Source organism: Thalassospira lucentensis (assembly GCF_050516545.1).
Classification (GTDB): domain Bacteria; phylum Pseudomonadota; class Alphaproteobacteria; order Rhodospirillales; family Thalassospiraceae; genus Thalassospira; species Thalassospira lucentensis_C.
Map to the genome: position 1 here is coordinate 2,141,074 of NZ_CP191544.1, position 20,407 is coordinate 2,161,480.

Here is a 20,407-nt window from a genome sequence, read left to right on the forward strand (position 1 = left end):
ATTGCGCGAAACAGGCTGAAAACAACACTAAAACCGCCCACATCAAAAACAGACAGGCCAATATGGCAAATTCGGCACAAGGTTTGCTTTGGTAAATGCCAAGGGAACAGATTTCACAATGTCATCGGTCAAAATTGCCCGGTGGCTGGACGGAGACCATCATGAAACGCCGCCAGATTGTTCATAGCCGCTTCGATGCCAAACGTATCATTCGACAACGCATCCTTGCCGGATTGTTTGCGGCCTTGCTGGGGACAAGCGTTTCTGGTTGCAGCACAACCATGTCAGACATAGCCGGAACCAGCCTGTTTACCGGCGGCGAATGGTATCTGGCCTTTGACGTGATCAGCATCATCAATACGGACAAAACCCTTATTGATCATGCCGTATCCCTTTCCACCGGTCAGGATTGCTCGACCATCCGCAAGATTGATGGCAAATCCTATTGCAAAAAAGACCCGGTGCCTGAACCCCCGCTTTATTGTTATCGCACGCTGGCGGCGGTCAGCTGCTATCGCACGCCCGACCCCTATAACACGGGCTCCCAGACTGTGGACTGGCCACCGACCCGTTCACGCAGTCTTTAACCGCCAAGCCCTTGATCGTTCGATCATAACCAGCCCGCAGGTTTAACCGCGCGGCTGGTTTTTTTCATTGAAACTTGAGGCAATTGCCAATCCACGCTACCGTGTCATATGGCTGTCATTTTCGGGCATGCGGGATGACGCCATCTTTAGGGTCCAGACTGCCGGAGCATGACATGGGAACATTGTTCGATTTGGCCAAATACCGCAAAGCCAAAAGCTTTGTGCATTTTGACCGGGCAGAACTTATGAGGCTCATGAACACATATTCCCGTCAGGTCGCAAGCGGCGCCTGGCGTGATTATGCGATTGACCATCTGGATGGCATGGCGATGTTTTCAATCTTTCGCAGCGCCCATGAGACCCCATTATTTGCGGTCATCAAACTTGGTCCCGAACACAAGAACGCCGGCCAGTTTCTTGCCCTGCATAGCGGGCAGCGGATCAAGCAAAGTTCAGACATCAACAATGTCCTTGAGGCCATCGAAAAACGCGCCCGCAAAGTGATCCCGCTGTTCAAAACCCATTCATGACAAAAATGACCGCGCCATCTCGATCCGTTGTTTCAAATCTTTTTCGAAATGTCGCATTCGCCGTCTCCCTCTCCGTCGCAATCTCGGCCCTGCCATCCCCTAGCCCGGCGACACAGATGAGTGCGGAATACCAGTCAGGGTATCGCGCCTATCAATCTGGCAATTTTGCCTTGGCGCAAAGCCAGTGGCATGTGGCGGCAAACAATCACGATCCGTTTGCACAATATGCCCTTGGCCTGTTGTATTATCGCGGCGAAACAGGACCGGTTGATTACAAGCAGGCCGCCAAGTGGTTTTCACAAGCCGCCAAAGCCAATCACGGTGGCGCGACCTATTATATCGGGTTGCTGTATTTTAACGGGCACGGCTTGAACTATGATCAGTTCCGCGCGACCGAGTATTTCAAACGCGCCCTTCACATCAACCCGCACAATGCCAATGCCGCCTATTTGATCGGGGCACAGTATTTCCATGGGCGCGGCGCATCGCAAAACTTTGTCGAAGCCGCCCATTATTTTGAGATTGCCGCCAAGGAAAACATGCATGCCGCGCAATTCATGTTCGGGGCGATGCTTGAACGCGGCTGGGGGGTTCCGCAAAATTACGCGGAATCTTATTACTGGTTAAAACGCGCAACCCTTGGCGTAGTATCCCTGCCCACCGGGGCAGAAGAAGAAAAACCGATGGATGCCAAGGCCGCAGTTTCCGCCCTTGAACCTCGCCTGCGTCCCGAAGAAATCAAACGGATCAATGATCGCCTGACCAACGAGGCTGCCGGATAAACTCCTCCAACAAACACAACAAAGGGACCTGCATGACAGGTCCCTTTGTTGTCTCAAATCCACTTAAAGCCGGTCACTCGGACAGCTTATAGGCGATCACGTAATCCCCCGGCGTTGTTCCGATTGACCCATGCCCGCCAGCAACAATCAGCACATATTGCGTGCCGTCTTTGGTCTGATAGGTCATCGGGGTCGACTGCCCACCGGCCGGAAGACGTGTTTCCCACAATTGGTTGCCGGTCGACACATCATAGGCGCGGAAATAGTTATCCACTGCCGCACCAAGGAACGCGACACCGCCCTTGGTTATGATCGGACCGCCAATTCCGGGCACACCGACCTCGAATGGCAACGGTAACGGCGTCATATCTTCGACGGTGCCGTTTTTATGTTTGTAGGCGATCTTGCCTGTACGCAGATCAGCACCGGCGACATAGCCCCACGGTGGAGCCTGACACGGAACACCAAGCGGGGATAAAAACGGCCCCATACTTACCGCATAAGGTGCGCCGACATTGCGGTTAATGCCCATCTCGCTGGCCTTTTCCGTTCCGGGTGGCGGCACTTCATCGCGCGGGATCAATTGCGATGTAAAGGCAAGATAGGTCGGCATGCCAAACATCACCTGACGTTCCGGATCAACCGCAACACTGCCCCAGTTAAAGGTCCCGAAATTACCCGGGTAAATCAGCGACCCTTGCAAGGATGGCGGCGTATATCGGCCTTCATATTTCAACTGATGGAACGCAATACGACACGCCAATTGATCAAACAGGGTAATGCCCCACATATCCTTTTCCGTCAGGGGTTCGGGCATAAAGGTCAAATCAGATACCGGTTGGGTCGGTGCAGTAAAGTCTTCGGGAATTGCCCCGCCAGGTGCCGGAACTTCAGTGACCGGAATGATTGGCTCGCCCGTCCGGCGATCAAGGACATAAATGTCACCCTGTTTGGTCGGACCGACAAGGGCGGGCACCGTTTGACCATCCTGATTGGTGATATCAAGCAGCGCTGGCTGGGCCGGAACATCCATATCCCAAAGATCATGGTGGACGGTCTGACGCACCCATTGGACCTGCCCTGTTTCAAGGCTAAGGGCGACGATGGAAGATGAATAGGTTTCAACATTCTCATCGCGGTTCATACCAAGCTGATCAGGCACCTTATTGCCCAGCGGTACATAGATCATGCCAAGCATTTCATCTGCACTCGAAACCGACCAGCTATTGGGCGAATTGGCGGTATAGGTCTGGCCTTCCGGAATTGGTTCTGTCTGATCCGGATTACCTGAATCCCAGTTCCAGATCGGCTCCCCGGTATTAATGTCATACGCACGGATGACGCCGGATTGGGACTTGGTTGAATAGTTATCATTCACCGCCCCGCCAATAATAAGCTTTCCATCGGCTGCCACTGGCGGTGAGGTCGAATAATAATACCCCGCCGGATTGTACGGCATGCCCGTTTCAAGATGCACAGTGCCTTCATCGCCAAAGGATGGGCAAACCTCGCCTGTATCGGCATCCAATGCAATCAGGCGCGCATCAGATGTCGGTAAGAATACACGGGCGGTGCAAGGCCCGTTTTCCGAGACTCCCGGGTCCTTGTAATAGGTCACACCGCGGCATGTCTGATGCTGCCGATCCGGATTTTGCGGAATGCCGGGATCGAATTTCCATTTTTCCTGTCCGGTATTTGCGTCAATCGCAATTGCCCAGCTGTGCGGTGTACACAGATAAAGCGTTTCGCCAACTTTCAGCGGCGTGACCTGATACGTCGTTTCGGGCACGTCATCGACGCGCTTCATATCACCGGTCTGATAAACCCATGCCTGTTCTAGGGATGTGACATTTTCGATATTGATCTGATCAAGCGGTGAATAGCGCTGCCCATATGGCGTGCGACCATATTGATGCCAATCGCCATCGGGCACCGTTCCACCATAAGATGGGCTGCTGACCACCGGATCACTGGGCAACGCCCCGGTAACTTCGTTTGGATTGTTCATCATGGAATAAACCGCAACAATCACCGCCAGAACCACACTGCCTTCAAGCAGGAAGGAACGGGTTGGTTTGACATCGGGCACCGGTTTCCCCGAAACCAATGTCTTGCGAAATGCCGGTGTGATCAGCCACAAACCAATCAGGACGGTAAGCCCGCCACGCGGACCAAGCTGCCACCAGTCAAACCCAGCTTCCCACACGGCCCACGCCAGACTGGCGACCAGAAACACCGCGTAAAACGGCAGCAGTGCCGGTTTACGTTTGAACGACAAGAAGGCCGCGACCAGAAACGCCAGCCCTGCCAGCGCATAGTACCAGCTGCCACCAAGCGAAATCAGCCAAGCACCGCCCATAGCAAGCGCAAGACCGATCAGGGTCAGAAGACCCGATGTCAGGAAATTCAGCATGGAATTCGCCCTCGTTTTAACTGAGGTCAGGAAACACCGTCACAGCCTTTGGCTGCAATGTGGCATTTTAAAGGACTTTCCCCGCCAAACGTTTGGCGCGTCTTAAAGTTCCAGAGGGCCCAAAACAAAACCACCGGCCAGTGCGACACGGTGGTTTGAATTTTTTCATCGACAATGAATGATCAATGATGGGTTTCAATGATCGTCCCGGTTTTGACCACTTCCGTGATCGTCACGCCAAGGTTTTCATCCACCACCACCAGTTCCCCACGGGCGACCAGACGGTTATTGACGTAAATATCAACCGGCTCCCCGACACGACGGTCCAGCTCCAGAACCGCCCCGCGTGTCAGGCGCATCAACTGAGCCACCTGAATCTGGCTTTTGCCAATCACCGTTGAAACACGCACGGGCACGTCATAGGCCGCACCAATTTCTGATGCACCATGGCGCGTATGGAACGGATCTTTGTCGTCTTTAGCCATAATGTTCGGGCCATCCAATAAGATCGAAAGAATCATCAACCTTGTATCCTAGAGGTTAGCTTTGAAAAAAGTGTTAGCAAGCCTTATCTCTTAAAAATTAGCTTAATTTCACCGTATGCATCACCCTTGCCCCTGTTATCGGGCAAAATGTATCGACACAATTTCACTGTAGTTTTCTGTATTATAATCCCCTACACCTTTGCCAGACGGGGCTAACGCCCATCGCACCAGACAGAAATAACCGATCATCAGGACGTTTCATGACATATGACCGCCAATGGGTGGCTGAAGCCATCAGCATCATCGAAGCCGATTTCAATCGATCCGCAGACACCCATCTAATTCGCCTTGATCTGCCAAAACTTGATGGCATCGGATTGTATCTGAAAGATGAATCGACCCACCCGTCGGGCAGCCTGAAACACCGCCTTGCACGGTCATTGTTTTTGTATGGGCTCTGCAATGGCTGGATCGATAAAAACACCCCGATCATCGAGGCATCAAGTGGCTCAACAGCAGTATCGGAGGCCTATTTTGCCCGATTGCTGGGTCTGCGCTTCATTGCCGTGATGCCGAAATCAACCTCTCAGCAAAAAATAGATCAGATCGCCTTTTATGGCGGTGAAAGCCATCTGGTCGATCATAGCGGTCAGATTTACGAAGAATCCCAACGTCTTGCCGGTGAACTTGGCGGCCATTACATGGATCAGTTCACCTATGCCGAACGGGCAACCGATTGGCGCGGCAATAACAACATTGCCGAAAGCATCTTCGATCAGCTCAAACGTGAAGCCCACCCCGTGCCCCGCTGGGTCGTTGTTGGCGCAGGTACGGGTGGCACTTCATCGACCATTGGCCGCTACATCCGCTATGGACGCATTCTTGGTGCAGGATGTGAATTGTGCGTCGCGGATCCGGAAAACTCGGTCTTCTATAACGGCTATGAAACCGGCGACTGTTCGGTGACCGGGGACAAAGGATCACGGGTGGAAGGTATCGGCCGTCCACGGGTAGAGCCAAGCTTTAACCCAACCGTTGTTGACCGCATGTATCGCATCCCCGATGCCGCAAGCTTTGCCGCCTTGCATTATCTGACAAAGCACCTTGGCCGTCGCTGTGGTGGATCGACCGGAACCAACCTGATCGCGACCCTATCGCTGATTACGGAAATGAAGAAGGCCGGTCAAACCGGATCCGTGGTGACATTGCTGTGTGATGGCGGGGATCGTTATTGCGATACCTATTACAATCCCGACTGGATCAAGGCGCAAAATATCGACCTTGCGCCCTGGACTGATGCCCTTAACCGGTTTGACGAGACCGGGTTGCTGAATATGCCGCTTGATCACTGCATCGGCTATGCCGGGCGTTAATCATAAAAAAGACGGGCGGTAAAAACCGCCCGTCAGGCAACACTAGGGAGACATTCTCAAGGGAGGAGAGAAAAAGCTTAGCCGCTGATCGCGATTTTGCGCGGCTCAGGTTTCTGTTCTGCTACTTTGGGAAGAGTAAGAAGCAAAACACCGTTCTTGAATGATGCCGTAATATTCTCTGCATCAATCGTATCGTTCAGGCGGAAGGACCGTTTGAAGCTGCCAAAGCTGCGTTCAACAACACGGGCACCTTCAGCGGACTCACGGGTGGATTTCTTTTCACCCGTGATGGTCAAAACACCGTCAAGAACCGACACATCAACATCGTCCTGTTCGACACCGGGAAGTTCGGCAGAAAGTTCGATGTGATCTTCGGCATCAAACACGTCGATGCGTGGGCTCAGCCAGTTTTCGGCAACATCTCCGCCTTCGGTTGACGCCTTGGACGGCGTTGCATGATGACCGAAAATCGAGCCGATCATGCGATCAACATCGCGGGCAATAAACGTGAAAGGATCACCGTAAGTCGGTGCAGAAGACAGACGACGGGATCCGTTAAGAGTCTGAAGACCAGTCATTATAGTACCCTCCATTACAGACGAGCAATCTTGCGCCATCAGTCCAGACCAGGCTGCAACCTTGACGCGTATCAGGGCACCATGCCCCTTTGCACCCTTGAGATAGATCAGGGGGAAATTTCCGCAAGTAGCCCGGATCATTTTTTTGAATTTTTCCCGAACTTTTTTGAAAACCCTTGTGATCATTAGGATTTGGCATTCCATCTTTTGGAATAACCAAGGATCAGCCCCCACGACACTGGCGCGAGGATCACCTTCAGACTAGCTTCATTTCATTGTCTGGCGGCATTGCCGCCAACCGCCATAACAAGGATGATAGATGAGCACGCTTTTCTCCCCCTTCTCGCTGGGCAAGCTTGCCCTTGATAACCGCATTATCATTGCCCCGATGTGCCAATATTCGGCTGATAACGGCAAAACCACCCACTGGCATGACATGCATCTTGGCAATCTTGCCCAATCGGGCGCCAGCCTTTTGATTATCGAGGCCACAGCGGTCGCCCCCGAAGGCCGCATTACCTATGGCGATGTTGGCCTGTGGGATGATGAAACCGAAGCAGCCCTTGCCAAGACCCTGACCGCCATACGCAGCCATTCTGATATGCCCGTCGCCATTCAACTGGCTCATGCCGGGCGCAAGGCATCTTGTGAAAAGCCTTGGGATGGTGGCGGTGCGATTGATCCTGATCACGCCAATGGCTGGCAGGTACGCGCCCCGTCTGCTGTTCCGTTCCGCGAAGGCGATCCGATCCCGGAATCCCTGACCAAAGCCGGCATCGCAGAAATTGTGCAGGCCTTTGTCGAAAGTGCCAAACGTGCGGTGCGCCTTAGCCTTGCCGCGATTGAAATTCATTCGGCACATGGTTACTTGCTCCATCAATTCCTCTCACCCCACGCCAACAAGCGCGATGACGAATATGGCGGATCATTTGAAAACCGCACCCGGATCGTTTTTGAAGTTCATGATGCCATCCGGGACGCCGTTGGCCCGAACTATCCGGTTGGCGTGCGTATTTCGGCAAGTGACTGGGTCGCGGATGGCTGGGACATTGATCAAAGTGTCGCGCTTGCAATGGGCCTTAAAGCCCGCAATTGCGACTTTATCCATGTGTCATCGGGTGGTCTTCACATTGACCAGAAAATCCCGGTTGGCCCGAATTATCAGGTGCCGTTTGCCGCCCGCATCAAAGCCGAAACCGGCATGACCACCATTGCGGTCGGCCTGATCACTGAAGCCGAACAGGCAGAAGCCATTACCTTTACCGGTCAGGCCGATGCCATCGCCCTTGCCCGTGGTATTCTATATGACCCACGCTGGCCCTGGCATGCGGCCGCCGCACTTGGCGCGGAAGTCAAAGCCGCCCCGCAATATCTGCGCTGTCAGCCCCGGACATTGAAAAAGCTGTTTGGATAAGACGACACATCAAAGCCCGGCACATCAATTGCCGGGCTTTGATCTATTTGAATTCAACCAAACAGGGACGCACAACAGAAAAGGGCCCCGCAATTGCGGGGCCCTTCCTGTAGGGAAAAGGTCGGTTTGGTTGGTAAGGCTTAGAAGCCCATACCGCCCATGCCGCCCATACCGCCCATGCCACCCATGTCAGGTGCGCCGCCGCCAGAAGATTTATCTTCCGGTTTGTCAGCGATCATGCATTCGGTGGTGATCAGCAGACCTGCGACCGATGCTGCGTCCTGCAGAGCAGTACGAACAACTTTGGCCGGGTCGATGATGCCAGCTTTGATCAGGTTGGTGTATTCGCCTTTCTGGGCGTCATAACCGAACTCGACGTCATCCTGCTCAAGCAGTTTGCCGGCAACAACCGCACCGTCAACGCCTGCGTTCTGAGCAATCTGGCGAACCGGTGCCTGAAGTGCACGACGAACGATGTCAACACCGATGGTCTGGTCGTGGTTTTCACCTTCAAGACCTTCAAGCGCACGGACAGAGTACAGCAGAGCCGTACCACCACCAGCAACGATGCCTTCTTCGACAGCAGCGCGGGTTGCGTGCAGAGCATCGTCAACGCGGTCTTTACGTTCTTTAACTTCGATTTCCGAAGCGCCACCGATTTTGATCACAGCAACACCGCCAGCGAGTTTCGCCAGACGTTCCTGCAGTTTTTCACGATCGTAATCAGAGGTGGTTTCTTCGATCTGAGCGCGGATCTGACCGACACGTGCTTCGATCTGTGCTTTTTCACCAGCACCATCAACGAGGGTGGTTTCTTCTTTGGTGATGGTAACCGATTTCGCGGTACCAAGCATATCAAGGGTCACGCTTTCAAGCTTGATGCCGAGATCTTCGGAGACAACCTGACCACCGGTAAGGATGGCGATGTCTTCGAGCATGGCTTTACGACGGTCGCCGAAGCCCGGTGCTTTAACAGCAGCGATTTTCAGACCACCGCGCAGCTTGTTGACAACCAGGGTTGCCAATGCTTCGCCTTCGATGTCTTCAGCAATGATCAGAAGCGGCTTGCCGGTCTGAACAACTGCTTCGAGCAACGGAAGAACCGGCTGCAGCGATGAGATTTTTTTGTCGAAGAGAAGGATGTAAGGAGCATCCATATCAACGACCATTTTCTCAGGATTGGTCACGAAGTAAGGCGACAGGTAACCACGGTCGAACTGCATGCCTTCGACAACGTCGAGTTCAGTGTGCAGGCCTTTGGCTTCTTCGACGGTGATAACACCTTCGTTGCCAACTTTTTCCATGGCTTCAGCGATCATATCGCCAACTTCACGGTCACCGTTTGCCGAAATGTTACCAACCTGTGCGATTTCATCGCGGCCGGTTACTTTACGTGCACGGCTAGAAATCGATTCGATGACTTTGTTGGTCGCAAGATCGATACCGCGTTTCAGGTCCATGGGGTTCATGCCGGCAGCAACAGATTTGTTACCTTCACGAACGATAGCCTGTGCCAGAACGGTTGCGGTGGTCGTGCCGTCACCAGCCATATCGGCGGTGCGTGACGCAACTTCGCGCAGCATCTGTGCGCCCATGTTTTCGAACTTGTCTGAAAGTTCGATTTCTTTGGCAACCGAAACACCGTCTTTGGTTACGCGCGGTGCGCCAAAGGATTTTTCGATAACAACGTTACGGCCTTTCGGGCCGAGGGTCACCTTGACAGCATCTGCAAGGATGTCGACACCGCGCAGCATTTTAGCGCGTGCGTCGGTGGAGAATTTTACTTCTTTAGCAGCCATAATATTCTTTCCTCTCTATGAGACGGATGAACGTGGACTTAAATCACCCAAAAAGGGCTGACTTATTCCATGATGCCCATAATGTCGGACTCTTTCATGATCAGCAGCTCTTCGCCGTCAACCTTGACTTCGGTGCCCGACCATTTGCCGAACAGAACCTTGTCACCTGCTTTGACGTCAAGAGCGACGACCGAGCCGTCTTCTTTACGCGCGCCAGAACCCACAGCGACGACTTCGCCTTCCTGCGGTTTTTCTTTCGCGGTATCCGGGATAATGATGCCACCGGCAGTCTTGGTGTCAGACTCGACACGACGTACCAGTACTCGATCATGCAACGGACGGAACTTCATTTTAGACAACTCCGTGTTAAATTTTAAGGCTCGTTTAAAACTACGACTAACCGGGATGAGCCCGTATTAGCACTCACCCCCGGCGAGTGCTAATAGCATTTATTGGAGTGCCTGTTCAAAGTCAATAGGAAGATACAAAAAGACGCAGAAATGTCACGATTTCTGCTGATTTCAGGCGCGGAGAGTGCCCGGGCGCAAACGCCGTTCAACAAGGCGAGCCGATCACACCATTTTCGCCCCGAACATGCAAGCCCGAAGCTATATTTAAAGATACTACCGGTTTCGGTGCATCACGGCAGATCACGCGGCGCGAAATAACGACCGATTAAGCCGGGTTCGTCAAAGTGACGCCGTCCAACAAAGGCTGTCGTGTGATGCCCCCATTGGCGCATCGCACCGGGACGCTCTATCCCCAACGGCCACAGAATGAACCGCTCCAGCCGATCTGTACCAGGGACAAATCCGTCCTCGTCATACAGACTCGCATAGCCTGTACCATCGTCAAGCTTAACGCTCGTCAGTGACTGCTCCAGGATTAGCTCTGCGGTACTTGTGGCGTCAGGTTGCCGAGTATTCTCTGTCGCAGTAACCGCCATCAGATAGTGGCTCATTGCATCAACCCACAAAACCGGGTGGGTTAGAATATCGCCATCAACGAACCCTGCCGGACTTTCCGCTGTCTCGCGGATATCTCCATCTTCGGGTGCCTGAATGCGTTTCAAACCATTGCCGGGAAAGAACAAGTGATAACAGCCACATCCATGGATGCTATCGGCAATCAACGGCCTTCCGTCATGGTCAAGCGTTACCCGCCAAACCAGCGCATCAAGGTGCCCGGCCAGAATATCAAACATCCCATTCTCCGGACGTTCCGGGAACCAGACGCTATAAACGATCTGCGGATACCAGTTGCCATTAAAATATCCATGGTTTAGCCGGTAAAAAATGGTGGGCCGGGTCGTATCAATTTCTGAAATGGCGTCCCGCGTGGCCAAGACCGGACGTCCGATCCTGTCACTGTCCGAAGCCTCTCGCACCCGCAATTCTGGCGCATAGGTTTGCGCAATCTTTTCCAGCTCTACCGATGTCGGTACCAACCGCCCAAAACCGTCACGCGGCAAATCGGCTATGAATCCGGCATCCGCCTTAACACCCTGATTTGAAGCCACATAGCCGCGCCAGAAACCAGATGATGCAAAGACCGACGGCGATTGCCCAAAACTTTGTAAATTCTCCCGCTTCCAGCCCTCATACCCGAAATGGGCGGCAAAGGCGGGAAGCGGGTAAAGCCCGGCGATGCGTTGAAAATCAAGATAGTCGTCAGGAATGAATACAGCAGTTGAGATCGGCGCAAAGTCAGGTAGGGTTAAATCCACGACCAATTGATTGGCACAATTTTCAACCGCATCAATCGATATGCCATGCCCCACCGGAAGGTTTTGCACTTCACTCGCCCGTGCTTGCCGATCAAGCTGGCGCATTTGCGCAATCCAGTCTTTAAACAGCCCCTTATCGTTCAAGCCTTGGTCATCACGTTCCGCGACCTGCTTGCCCATCACAACAGAATTACGGTTCGCCCGCAAAAACGGATACCCTACAACAGGTGTCCCTGCTGCATTGCGCACTCCCGCCTTTTCAATCAGCCCATCCACATGTGTAAGTTGATCGCGGCAAGACAGATCAGACATTGGCGTAATAGCAGGCATTGTACCGACACATGCGGCCAAGCTGCTAACAGCCATCGTCATGAGCAAAGTCTTTTTTGTCGCAGCTCTCACCCACATGCCCGCAGCCCTTAATTTAAAAGGAGATTTTCATCATTCCGTAAGCTTTCGACATTTAACAGCGATTATTGCGACTTTAACTCTTGTCATGTCTTTGCGAAGGCACAATCTACCAAATTATCTTATCTTGTTGATTTTATAGTAAAAGTTGTAGCCATGATCAAAACAAAGGCATTTTTAATATATGCTCTATCATCCATTTACATGCTTACATTGCCAAGCATTGCATTTTCTCAACAGAAAGAAGCGTGCCCTGCGCGTGTCGGTATGATCGGTAATGACAAACTGTCAAACGATGCAGCGCAAATCATGAAGGAAGTTTATGACGCGCTTGATTGCCCGGTTGAAATCGTCAAACTTCCCCGGAAAAGGGGCTTTGTGGCCTTTAATACAGGCGAGATCGATGGCGAACTCTTCCGTTTTCCTATTGGCGCAAACAACTACAACCGCCCTTACGTCAGATCGGACATACCACTGTTTGAAATTTCCAACAGCCTTTGGGCTGCGCCAGGAAGTGAAATCTCATCTACCCACCCGATAGGATACATGATTGGTATCGTCTGGCAGCAAAACTACCTTAGAATCAACGACCTTCCCAAAAGCGGGCATCTCGACATTGGCGACCTGATTTTACATTACAATAACGGTACTATCGATCGCTTTTTGGCCGAAGATTCCATGATTAAGCAAGCAATCAACGAGGGTGCATTTAAAGATGGGAACGAACCTATCCCACTGACATCTTCAATGTCAGGGCCGCTTTATCATTTCCTCGGCAGGGAGTTTACACCGTTCATGTACAGGCTTTCAGATTATCTGCGCGAACATGACCCGTTCTCAGAGCTTTCTTCAGAAAAGAGAATAGCCGCGCAAGGAAGTTAAATTTCCTTGGCCGCCATTAGAACAGCGTTGACTGTTCTTATTCCACCTTCACCGAGGCCAATGCTATATCGCCAAATTTGGCTAGGCCCTGCGGATCGAAGACAAAGATAACACGCCCACCACGTGCGGCGGCCTCTTGCATGTTTGAAGCAGTTTTTAAACAATTCATCAGATGGGTGCAATGACAGCGAACGGCACCGATTGATCAACCAGTGCCGAAACATAGCCGTTCAGCAGCTACACCTTTAATGTCTTATCAAAATACGATAAGCCGTTTCGTCTGGTTTCCACCCTCTTTACTGCTGGTTCAATTTCTGCGCATCAGGTCTTAATGATGAAGTTTGAAACCCTCGCGATCCCTGACATCAAACTGCTTTTCCCGAAAAAGTTTCGCGACAATCGTAGGTTCTTTTCTGAAACCTATAACCAGACGGCATATGCAAGTGCCGGAATTACCTCAACATTCGTTCAGGACAACTATTCCCTGTCAAATCCTGTCGGGGTTTTGCGGGGGCTTCATTATCAATGTGCGCCCTTTGCCCAGGGCAAGCTTGTTTATGTGTCTCACGGACGCATTTTTGACGTCGCTGTCGATCTACGTGCCGGGTCTTCAACTTTCGGGAAATGGGTCTCTGCCGAACTAAGTGCGGATGAATGGAACCAGATTTTCATTCCCAAAGGCTTCGCCCACGGCTTTATGACTCTCACCCCTGATGCCGAAGTTCACTATAAGGTATCGGCACCTTATGCTCCGGACTCTGAATGCTCCATCATGTGGAATGACCCGGACCTTGGCATAGGCTGGCCGCTCACTAGAGATGCCGTCAACCTGTCACCCAAAGACGCACAGGCCATGAGCTTTGCCGACTATTGCCGATCCCCTGCCTTTTGATCATTGATCATATTTGATCAAATGTCCGCAACACCGTCTGAAGGTATCCGCGATAGGAGCTTGCGCCAAAACCGGCAATGAGTTTTTCAAACTGGGACATGGAAATCATCCCGGTTCGAAGGGCGATTTCCTCGGGACATGCAATTTTCAGGCTCTGCCGGTTTTCGACAGTACGGACGAAATCGGCGGCATCAAGCATCGCCCCATGCGTCCCGGTATCAAGCCAGGCATACCCCCGGCCCATCTTTTCCACACGAAGGGTACCGCGATGCAGATACGCCTTGTTCACATCCGTAATTTCAAGCTCCCCGCGCGCCGATGGCTTGATTGACTTCGCAATTTCGACAACGTCGGAATCATAGAAATACAATCCCGTTACCGCATAGTTTGATTTGGGCTCGGTTGGTTTTTCTTCGATATCAAGCGCCATTCCTGCGCGATCAAACTCAACCACACCATAGCGCTCGGGATCCTGCACAAAATAGGCAAAGACCGTTGCCCCGGATGTTTGCCGCATCGCATTGCCAAGCAATTGGGTTAAGCCATGCCCGAAATAAATGTTATCCCCCAAAATGAGGCAACAGGGGGCATCACCAATAAAATCGGCACCAACAACAAACGCATCTGCCAGCCCGCGTGGCTCCGCCTGAACGGCATACTCCAGACGCAATCCCCATTGCGTACCATCGCCCAACAGCTCGCGGAAAAGCGGCACATCGCGTGGTGTACTGATAATCAGAATATCCTTGATCCCTGCCAGCATAAGGGTCGTTAGCGGATAATAGATCATCGGCTTGTCATAAACCGGCTGAAGCTGTTTGGAGACAACCAGTGTCGATGGATGCAAACGTGACCCGGTGCCACCGGCAAGGATAATTCCCTTCCGCATATTCATGCCCCTCCTGCCAGTTTCTGCAAAACTGCACTCAAACTGCGATCAAACTGGGGCAAGCCAAACCCGAAATGGGTCATGAATTTTTCAGTCGACATCACAGAATAAGCGGGTCGCTGCGCAACCGTCGGGAATTGGGCACTGGTCGCAGCTTTAATCTCGCACGCTGCGCCTGACCATTCCTTGCCAAGCAGCTTGGTCGCTTTTGCCTGTATTTCCCGGGTAAACGCGCACCATGTCATCTGCGTATCCGAAACCAGATGATAGGTACCAAATTGCGTAAAATCCCCACGGGTTACATCGGGCAAAATGCGCAAAATCGCCGTCGCCAGATCAAGCGCGCTGGTCGGGCAGCCCTGTTGGTCATCCACAACCCCTATTTCAGTTTTTTCGCTTAACAACCGCAGCATGGTTTTAACGAAATTCTTGCCAAACGGGCTATAGACCCACGACGTTCGTAAAATAAGATGCTTGTCGCTGATCGCCCGAACGGCTTCTTCTCCTGCCAGCTTGGTCGCGCCATACACCCCGAGTGGCGCAACAGTATACGTTTCCCGATAAGGTTTTTCTGCTTGCCCATCAAACACATAATCGGTTGAAACATGGATCAGGGGGATGGACAGACCCGCAGCCCTTTCGGCCATGGTTTGAACAGCATCACAGTTTATTTTATGGGCAAGATCAGGTTCATTTTCTGCCTGATCAACGGCGGTATAGGCTGCGGCATTAATGATCACATCCGGTCGATAAAGATCGATCAGCGCTGTAATTTTGGCAGGCTTTGATAAATCACATGCCCTGCGATCAAGAAACTGCACTGTCGTTTCGGGAAACTGCGCGCTACAGGCGGCAAGACTTCTGCCCAATTGACCGTTTTTGCCAAACACCAACGTATTGATCATGTGCTGGCTCCTTGTCCCAGCCGATGTCCGGCATATTTGCTTTTTTGGATCGGCGCCCACCAATCGCGATGTTCAACATACCATTCAACGGTTTGCGCAAGGCCGGTTTCAAAGCTGTATTCAGGGTTCCAGCCAAGCTCGTCGCGCATTTTTGACGGATCAATCGCATAGCGCCAATCATGGCCAGGTCGGTCGGACACAAATGCGACGACATCCTCAAATTTCCGCCCACCTGCCTTTGGGATAAGGGCCATGACGGCGTCAAAGATGCTGCGAACCACGTCCAGATTGGTGACCTCGTTACAGCCACCTACATTGTATTTTTCACCAATCCTGCCTTTGGTCAGAATGGCAAACAGCGCCTTGGCATGGTCTTCGACATGCAACCAGTCACGGGTGTTCAGACCATCCCCATAGACGGGAAGCTTTTTACCTTGCAGAACATTAAGGATCATCAGCGGGATCAGTTTTTCAGGGAACTGATAGGGTCCGTAATTGTTTGAACAATTACTGATAATCACCGGCAGGCCGTAAGTATGATGCCAGGCCCGCACCAGATGATCCGACCCCGCCTTGCTGGCTGAATAGGGTGAATTAGGCGCATAGGGTGTTTCTTCGGTAAACAGCCCTTCATCACCCAAGCTGCCATACACCTCATCTGTCGAAATATGATGGAACCGAAAATTCTGCTTTCTGGCCTCGTCAAGACCATTGAAATAGTCCCGCGCCACTTCAAGCAAGGTGAACGTCCCGACAAGGTTGGTCTGGATAAACGCCGCAGGACCATCAATGGATCGATCCACATGGCTTTCGGCTGCCAGATGCATCACCGCATCAGGCTGAAAGTCCGAAAACACCTGCTCAACCGCGGCCCTGTCACAAATGTCCACCTTGGCAAAGTTGTAGTTCGGTAACGCGGAAACAGCCTCAACCGTTCGCAAATCTGCCGCATAGGTAAGCTTGTCGAGATTGAGCACCTCGCAGCCTTTTTGTCCGGCGAAAAACCGACAAACGGCTGATCCGATAAACCCTGCCCCACCTGTCACCGCAACCTTCATCGCAAACTCTTTCGATTTCTGTGTTCCGGACGCGCGAAATAACACCCGGCAGCCGACGCCAAAAGGCGCCGCCAACAGTACAATCAATTACTGGTTTGCAACTTTGTCGTTGATATGTCGTCTTTGGGGCAAAATCCTGTGATCGCCCAATGGCTGGCAAAACAGGCTGGCGAAAACAATTGTGGCCGCACTGAATGCCTATCAACATTCAGGCGGCCACAATGAAACCTTCGGACTGTTTTTTATTCCACCGTCACAGACTTCGCCAAATTCCGCGGCTGATCAACATCCGTCCCCTTATGCACGGCCACGTGATAGGCCAGCATCTGTACCGGGATGGTATAAAGGATCGGTGCGACGAAATCGGCAACCTTTGGCAGTTCCACCGTGGCAGATGCCATATCACCAAGTTTGGCAAGACCCTGCGCATCGGAAATAAAGATCACGCGCCCACCGCGTGCAGCGGCTTCTTGCATGTTTGATGCGGTTTTTTCAAACAGTTCATCAGACGGTGCAATGACAATGATCGGAACCGACTGATCAATCAGCGCAATCGGGCCGTGCTTCATTTCGCCCGCAGCATAGCCTTCGGCGTGGATATAGGAAATTTCCTTAAGCTTAAGGGCACCCTCCATCGCGATCGGATAGCCAAGCCCACGACCGAGATACAAAACATCACGGGCATCGGCAATATCAAGTGCCAGCTTTTTCAAGGCTTCATCATGATGCAGGATTTCGGCGGCATGCTTTGGCACTTCGGTCAGCGCACTGACAATCGCCGCTTCTTCGTCCTTGTTCAGCGTCCCGTTTTCACGGCCAATGGTCACCGCCAGGCAGGCAAGAACGGTCAGCTGGGTGGTAAATGCCTTGGTCGAGGCAACACCGATTTCAGGACCGGCATAGGTCAAAAGAACCACATCACTTTCCCGCGCAATGGTGCTTTCGGCGACATTGACGATGGAAACGATTTTCTGGCCTTTGGATTTGGCATAGCGAAGGGCTGCCAGCGTATCAAGCGTTTCACCGGATTGCGAAATAAACAGCGCAACACCGCCCTTGGGCAGCGGCGGACAGCGATAGCGGAACTCGGATGCCACATCAACATCAACACCAAGCCCGGCATACCGTTCAATCCAGTGTTTGGCCACAAGCCCGGCATAGAATGACGTGCCACAAGCAACAATGGTCAGGCGCGACGCATCGGCAAAGGAAAACGGCATATCCGGCAGTTTGATCGTCTGGGTCGCCGGATTGATAAAGGCATGCAAAGTATCACCGATCACGGCAGGCTGTTCGAAGATTTCCTTTTGCATGAAGTGGTTATAATTCCCCTTGCCCATCATGGCGCCCGAAACGGCCGACAATTTGGTTTCGCGGATTACGTCCACATCATTTTCATCGCGGACCTGAACGCTTTCACGGGTCATTTCGACCCAGTCGCCTTCTTCAAGATAGATCAGCTTGTTGGTCAGGTGCGACAGTGCCATTGCATCTGATCCCAGATACATCTCGCCATCGCCCAAACCAACGGCAAGTGGTGTTCCCCGACGGGCACCAAAAATCACGTCATGACGGCCAGCAATCATAATCACCAGCGCAAAAGCACCTTCTATCCGATGAAGAGTGCCCGCAACCGCGTCACGCGGGGATTTTCCCTGATCGAGGAAATCAGACACCAGATGAACAACAACCTCGGTATCAGTATCGGTGGCAAAGACACGTCCTTTGCCCGAAAGCTCGGCCTTGATGTCCTGATAGTTTTCAATGATGCCGTTATGAACAACAGCAACCTTGCCATCGGTATGCGGGTGGGCATTATTTTCGGTTGGAACCCCGTGGGTTGCCCAACGAGTATGACCAATGCCGACATCGCCCGAAAGCGGGCTTTCGCCCAGGCGGGTCGCAAGATTGATCAGCTTTCCTTCGGCACGGCGACGTTCGATATCGCCATTAACCAATGTTGCAATGCCGGCACTGTCATAGCCGCGATATTCAAGGCGCTTAAGCCCTTCCAGAATACGCTCGCTCACACTGTCCTTGCCGATAATCCCGATAATGCCGCACATACTGGTTATTTTCCTGCTTCAAATCGCTTGTCATCTTACGCCATCCCGACAGCGTCAGGCGGCAAATTCAAATTCAAATTCCGTCTGTCGGATTATTTCTTACCGGTCAAAGCCCGCATTTTTTCGCGAAACTTTGCGGCCCATCCCGCTTTTTCAACGCGTTCAGCCCGGGTCAGGGTTAACGCATCCGCGGCAACCTTGCCGGTAATCGTGCTGCCAGCGCCCACAATCGCGCCATCGCCAATTTCAACCGGCGCAACAAGCGATGAGTTTGATCCGATAAACGCGCCTTTCCCGATGTCTGTATGCTGTTTACGGAAACCGTCATAGTTACACGTAATCGTGCCCGCCCCGATATTGGCCTTCGCCCCGACACGGGCATCGCCGATATAGCTCAGGTGATTGACCTTGGCCCCGTCTTCGAGGATGGCCTTTTTAATCTCGACAAAGTTACCAACCTTCGCCCCCGCGCCGATCACAGCCCCCGGCCGCAACCGTGCATAGGGGCCAATATCGGCACCTTCACCAACGTGACAACTTTCAAGGTGACTGAACGCTTTGATAACGGTGTTATCGCCAACAACAACGCCCGGACCAAACACGACATTCGGCTCGACAATCACATCGCGGCCAAGTTTGGTATCAGAACTCAAGAATACCGATGCAGGGTCAATAAGGGTTGCGCCATCAACCATCGCGGCATCGCGCAGACGGTCCTGCATGATGGCTTCGGCGACAGCCAGTTGCACACGTGAATTCACACCAAGTGTTTCTTCTTCATCGACTTCGATCGCCGCACAGCTGTGCCCCTTGGCACGCGCCACGGCAACCGCATCGGTCAGGTAATATTCACCCTTGGCATTGGCGTTATCAATCGCTTCAAGGGTTGCGATCATGTCTTTTGCGCGGAAACACATCACACCGGAATTGCAAAAATCAATGTCACGCTGCTGCGCGTTACATTCCTTGTCTTCGACAATCGCGACCAGTTCACCATCCGCGCCATCGGTGACCAAACGTCCATACCCGGTCGGATCATCCGGGCGGAAGCCCAGAACCGCAACCGCATGATCCCCGGATTCCCGGGCGGCAACCAATCGTTCCAACGTTTCGGCGGTAAAAAGTGGACTGTCCGCATACAGCACCAGCACATTGCCCGAAAGCCCCGAAAGGCCTTCTTTCGCGGCCAAAACCGCGTGTGCCGTTCCCAGACGGTCGGTTTGCTCAAATGTTGGATGCGGTGAAACCGCCTCAACCAGTTTGGGCATGTCCGGGCCGACCACGATCATGGTTTTCCCGGCATTAAGCTTGGCGGCGGTATCAATGACATGATTGACCATCGGCTTGCCAGCGACCTTATGCATCACTTTGGGCAAGGCACTTTTCATGCGCGTGCCCATACCGGCAGCCAAAACAACAACACTTAACTCAAGTGACATTTATCAATCCGCTTGCTGCAGTTTTCGTGCAGCATCCCCTTTTGACGCGGTGCGCAGTATCTGCGTCACCCCTGATGATCACAATTGCAGCAAGTCTTAGAACATATTCTTTTGCAGCAAAAGCCCATAAAGAATCACGTTTTGTTACCGCCTGTTAGCGGATGTTACCGTTTGTTAATGG

18 protein-coding genes are annotated in these 20,407 nt (G+C 52.4%); 7 read left to right on the top strand and 11 right to left on the bottom strand.

Translation table 11 applies throughout. The features are described 5' to 3' along the window. Positions 1-161 precede the first annotated feature (161 nt). From ACQ0MK_RS09940 to ACQ0MK_RS09950, 3 genes are all read left to right on the top strand, one after another. Positions 162-587 carry a hypothetical protein gene (locus ACQ0MK_RS09940; RefSeq protein ID WP_350042194.1) on the top strand — a complete coding sequence of 142 codons (426 nt, stop codon included), beginning with the start codon at positions 162-164 and terminating at the stop codon, positions 585-587. A 173-nt stretch (positions 588-760) separates the two neighbouring features. After that, a complete protein-coding gene (locus ACQ0MK_RS09945) occupies positions 761-1,117 on the top strand; it encodes a DUF2794 domain-containing protein (RefSeq protein ID WP_350161868.1) in 357 nt (118 codons plus the stop codon). A gap of 116 nt (positions 1,118-1,233) precedes the next feature. Then, positions 1,234-1,899 (top strand): tetratricopeptide repeat protein, encoded by a 666-nt coding sequence (locus ACQ0MK_RS09950; protein ID WP_430475870.1) that lies wholly within the window; start codon positions 1,234-1,236, stop codon positions 1,897-1,899. 73 nt (positions 1,900-1,972) lie between these two features. Here the strand turns inward: ACQ0MK_RS09950 and ACQ0MK_RS09955 are convergent, their stop codons facing one another. Both ACQ0MK_RS09955 and fliN read right to left on the bottom strand, forming a co-directional pair. Beyond that, on the bottom strand, positions 1,973-4,312 hold the full coding sequence (locus ACQ0MK_RS09955) for a glucose/quinate/shikimate family membrane-bound PQQ-dependent dehydrogenase (protein ID WP_430475871.1): 2,340 nt from the start codon (positions 4,310-4,312) through the stop codon (positions 1,973-1,975). Positions 4,313-4,494: 182 nt separating this feature from the next. Then, positions 4,495-4,797 (bottom strand): flagellar motor switch protein FliN, encoded by a 303-nt coding sequence (gene fliN, locus ACQ0MK_RS09960; protein ID WP_350044226.1) that lies wholly within the window; start codon positions 4,795-4,797, stop codon positions 4,495-4,497. Between the two features lie 260 nt (positions 4,798-5,057). Here fliN and ACQ0MK_RS09965 point away from each other — a divergent pair, with 260 nt between their 5' ends. After that, positions 5,058-6,170, top strand: a complete 1,113-nt coding sequence (locus tag ACQ0MK_RS09965) for a PLP-dependent cysteine synthase family protein (RefSeq protein ID WP_430475872.1) — start codon at positions 5,058-5,060, stop codon at positions 6,168-6,170. 77 nt (positions 6,171-6,247) lie between these two features. On the opposite strand, the gene ACQ0MK_RS09970 is transcribed toward ACQ0MK_RS09965, so the two are convergent. Beyond that, positions 6,248-6,748: an Hsp20/alpha crystallin family protein gene (locus tag ACQ0MK_RS09970; RefSeq protein WP_430475873.1), complete on the bottom strand. Its 501-nt coding sequence runs from the start codon at positions 6,746-6,748 to the stop codon at positions 6,248-6,250. Between the two features lie 319 nt (positions 6,749-7,067). On the opposite strand from ACQ0MK_RS09970, the gene ACQ0MK_RS09975 reads away from it, so the two are divergent. Further along, the gene (locus ACQ0MK_RS09975) at positions 7,068-8,162 is read left to right on the top strand and encodes an NADH:flavin oxidoreductase/NADH oxidase (protein WP_430475874.1); all 1,095 of its coding nucleotides are present in this window, start codon (positions 7,068-7,070) and stop codon (positions 8,160-8,162) included. A 140-nt stretch (positions 8,163-8,302) separates the two neighbouring features. Here the strand turns inward: ACQ0MK_RS09975 and groL are convergent, their stop codons facing one another. The 3 genes from groL to ACQ0MK_RS09990 form a co-directional block, all read right to left on the bottom strand. Further along, positions 8,303-9,961, bottom strand: a complete 1,659-nt coding sequence (gene groL / locus ACQ0MK_RS09980; protein ID WP_430475875.1) for a chaperonin GroEL — start codon at positions 9,959-9,961, stop codon at positions 8,303-8,305. Between the two features lie 62 nt (positions 9,962-10,023). After that, positions 10,024-10,311: a co-chaperone GroES gene (groES, locus tag ACQ0MK_RS09985; RefSeq protein WP_430475876.1), complete on the bottom strand. Its 288-nt coding sequence runs from the start codon at positions 10,309-10,311 to the stop codon at positions 10,024-10,026. Between the two features lie 290 nt (positions 10,312-10,601). Beyond that, complete coding sequence (locus ACQ0MK_RS09990; protein ID WP_430475877.1) at positions 10,602-12,059, bottom strand: hypothetical protein; 1,458 nt, start codon at positions 12,057-12,059, stop codon at positions 10,602-10,604. A 192-nt stretch (positions 12,060-12,251) separates the two neighbouring features. Here ACQ0MK_RS09990 and ACQ0MK_RS09995 point away from each other — a divergent pair, with 192 nt between their 5' ends. Together ACQ0MK_RS09995 and rfbC are read left to right on the top strand one after the other, a co-directional pair. Beyond that, entirely contained in the window at positions 12,252-12,977 is a 726-nt protein-coding gene (locus tag ACQ0MK_RS09995) for a hypothetical protein (RefSeq protein WP_430475878.1), read from the top strand. A 334-nt stretch (positions 12,978-13,311) separates the two neighbouring features. Then, entirely contained in the window at positions 13,312-13,869 is a 558-nt protein-coding gene (gene rfbC, locus ACQ0MK_RS10000; protein WP_430475879.1) for a dTDP-4-dehydrorhamnose 3,5-epimerase, read from the top strand. 7 nt (positions 13,870-13,876) lie between these two features. On the opposite strand, the gene rfbA is transcribed toward rfbC, so the two are convergent. The 5 genes from rfbA to glmU form a co-directional block, all read right to left on the bottom strand. Continuing rightward, the gene (gene rfbA / locus ACQ0MK_RS10005) at positions 13,877-14,758 is read right to left on the bottom strand and encodes a glucose-1-phosphate thymidylyltransferase RfbA (RefSeq protein WP_430475880.1); all 882 of its coding nucleotides are present in this window, start codon (positions 14,756-14,758) and stop codon (positions 13,877-13,879) included. A gap of 2 nt (positions 14,759-14,760) precedes the next feature. After that, positions 14,761-15,663, bottom strand: a complete 903-nt coding sequence (gene rfbD / locus ACQ0MK_RS10010) for a dTDP-4-dehydrorhamnose reductase (RefSeq protein WP_430475881.1) — start codon at positions 15,661-15,663, stop codon at positions 14,761-14,763. Then, a complete protein-coding gene (rfbB, locus tag ACQ0MK_RS10015; RefSeq protein WP_430475882.1) occupies positions 15,660-16,721 on the bottom strand; it encodes a dTDP-glucose 4,6-dehydratase in 1,062 nt (353 codons plus the stop codon). The genes rfbD and rfbB overlap by 4 nt, the downstream gene beginning before the upstream one ends. Before the next feature lie 242 nt (positions 16,722-16,963). Beyond that, a complete protein-coding gene (gene glmS, locus ACQ0MK_RS10020) occupies positions 16,964-18,787 on the bottom strand; it encodes a glutamine--fructose-6-phosphate transaminase (isomerizing) (RefSeq protein WP_430475883.1) in 1,824 nt (607 codons plus the stop codon). Positions 18,788-18,879: 92 nt separating this feature from the next. Beyond that, positions 18,880-20,226: a bifunctional UDP-N-acetylglucosamine diphosphorylase/glucosamine-1-phosphate N-acetyltransferase GlmU gene (glmU, locus tag ACQ0MK_RS10025; RefSeq protein ID WP_430475884.1), complete on the bottom strand. Its 1,347-nt coding sequence runs from the start codon at positions 20,224-20,226 to the stop codon at positions 18,880-18,882. Positions 20,227-20,407 lie beyond the last annotated feature (181 nt).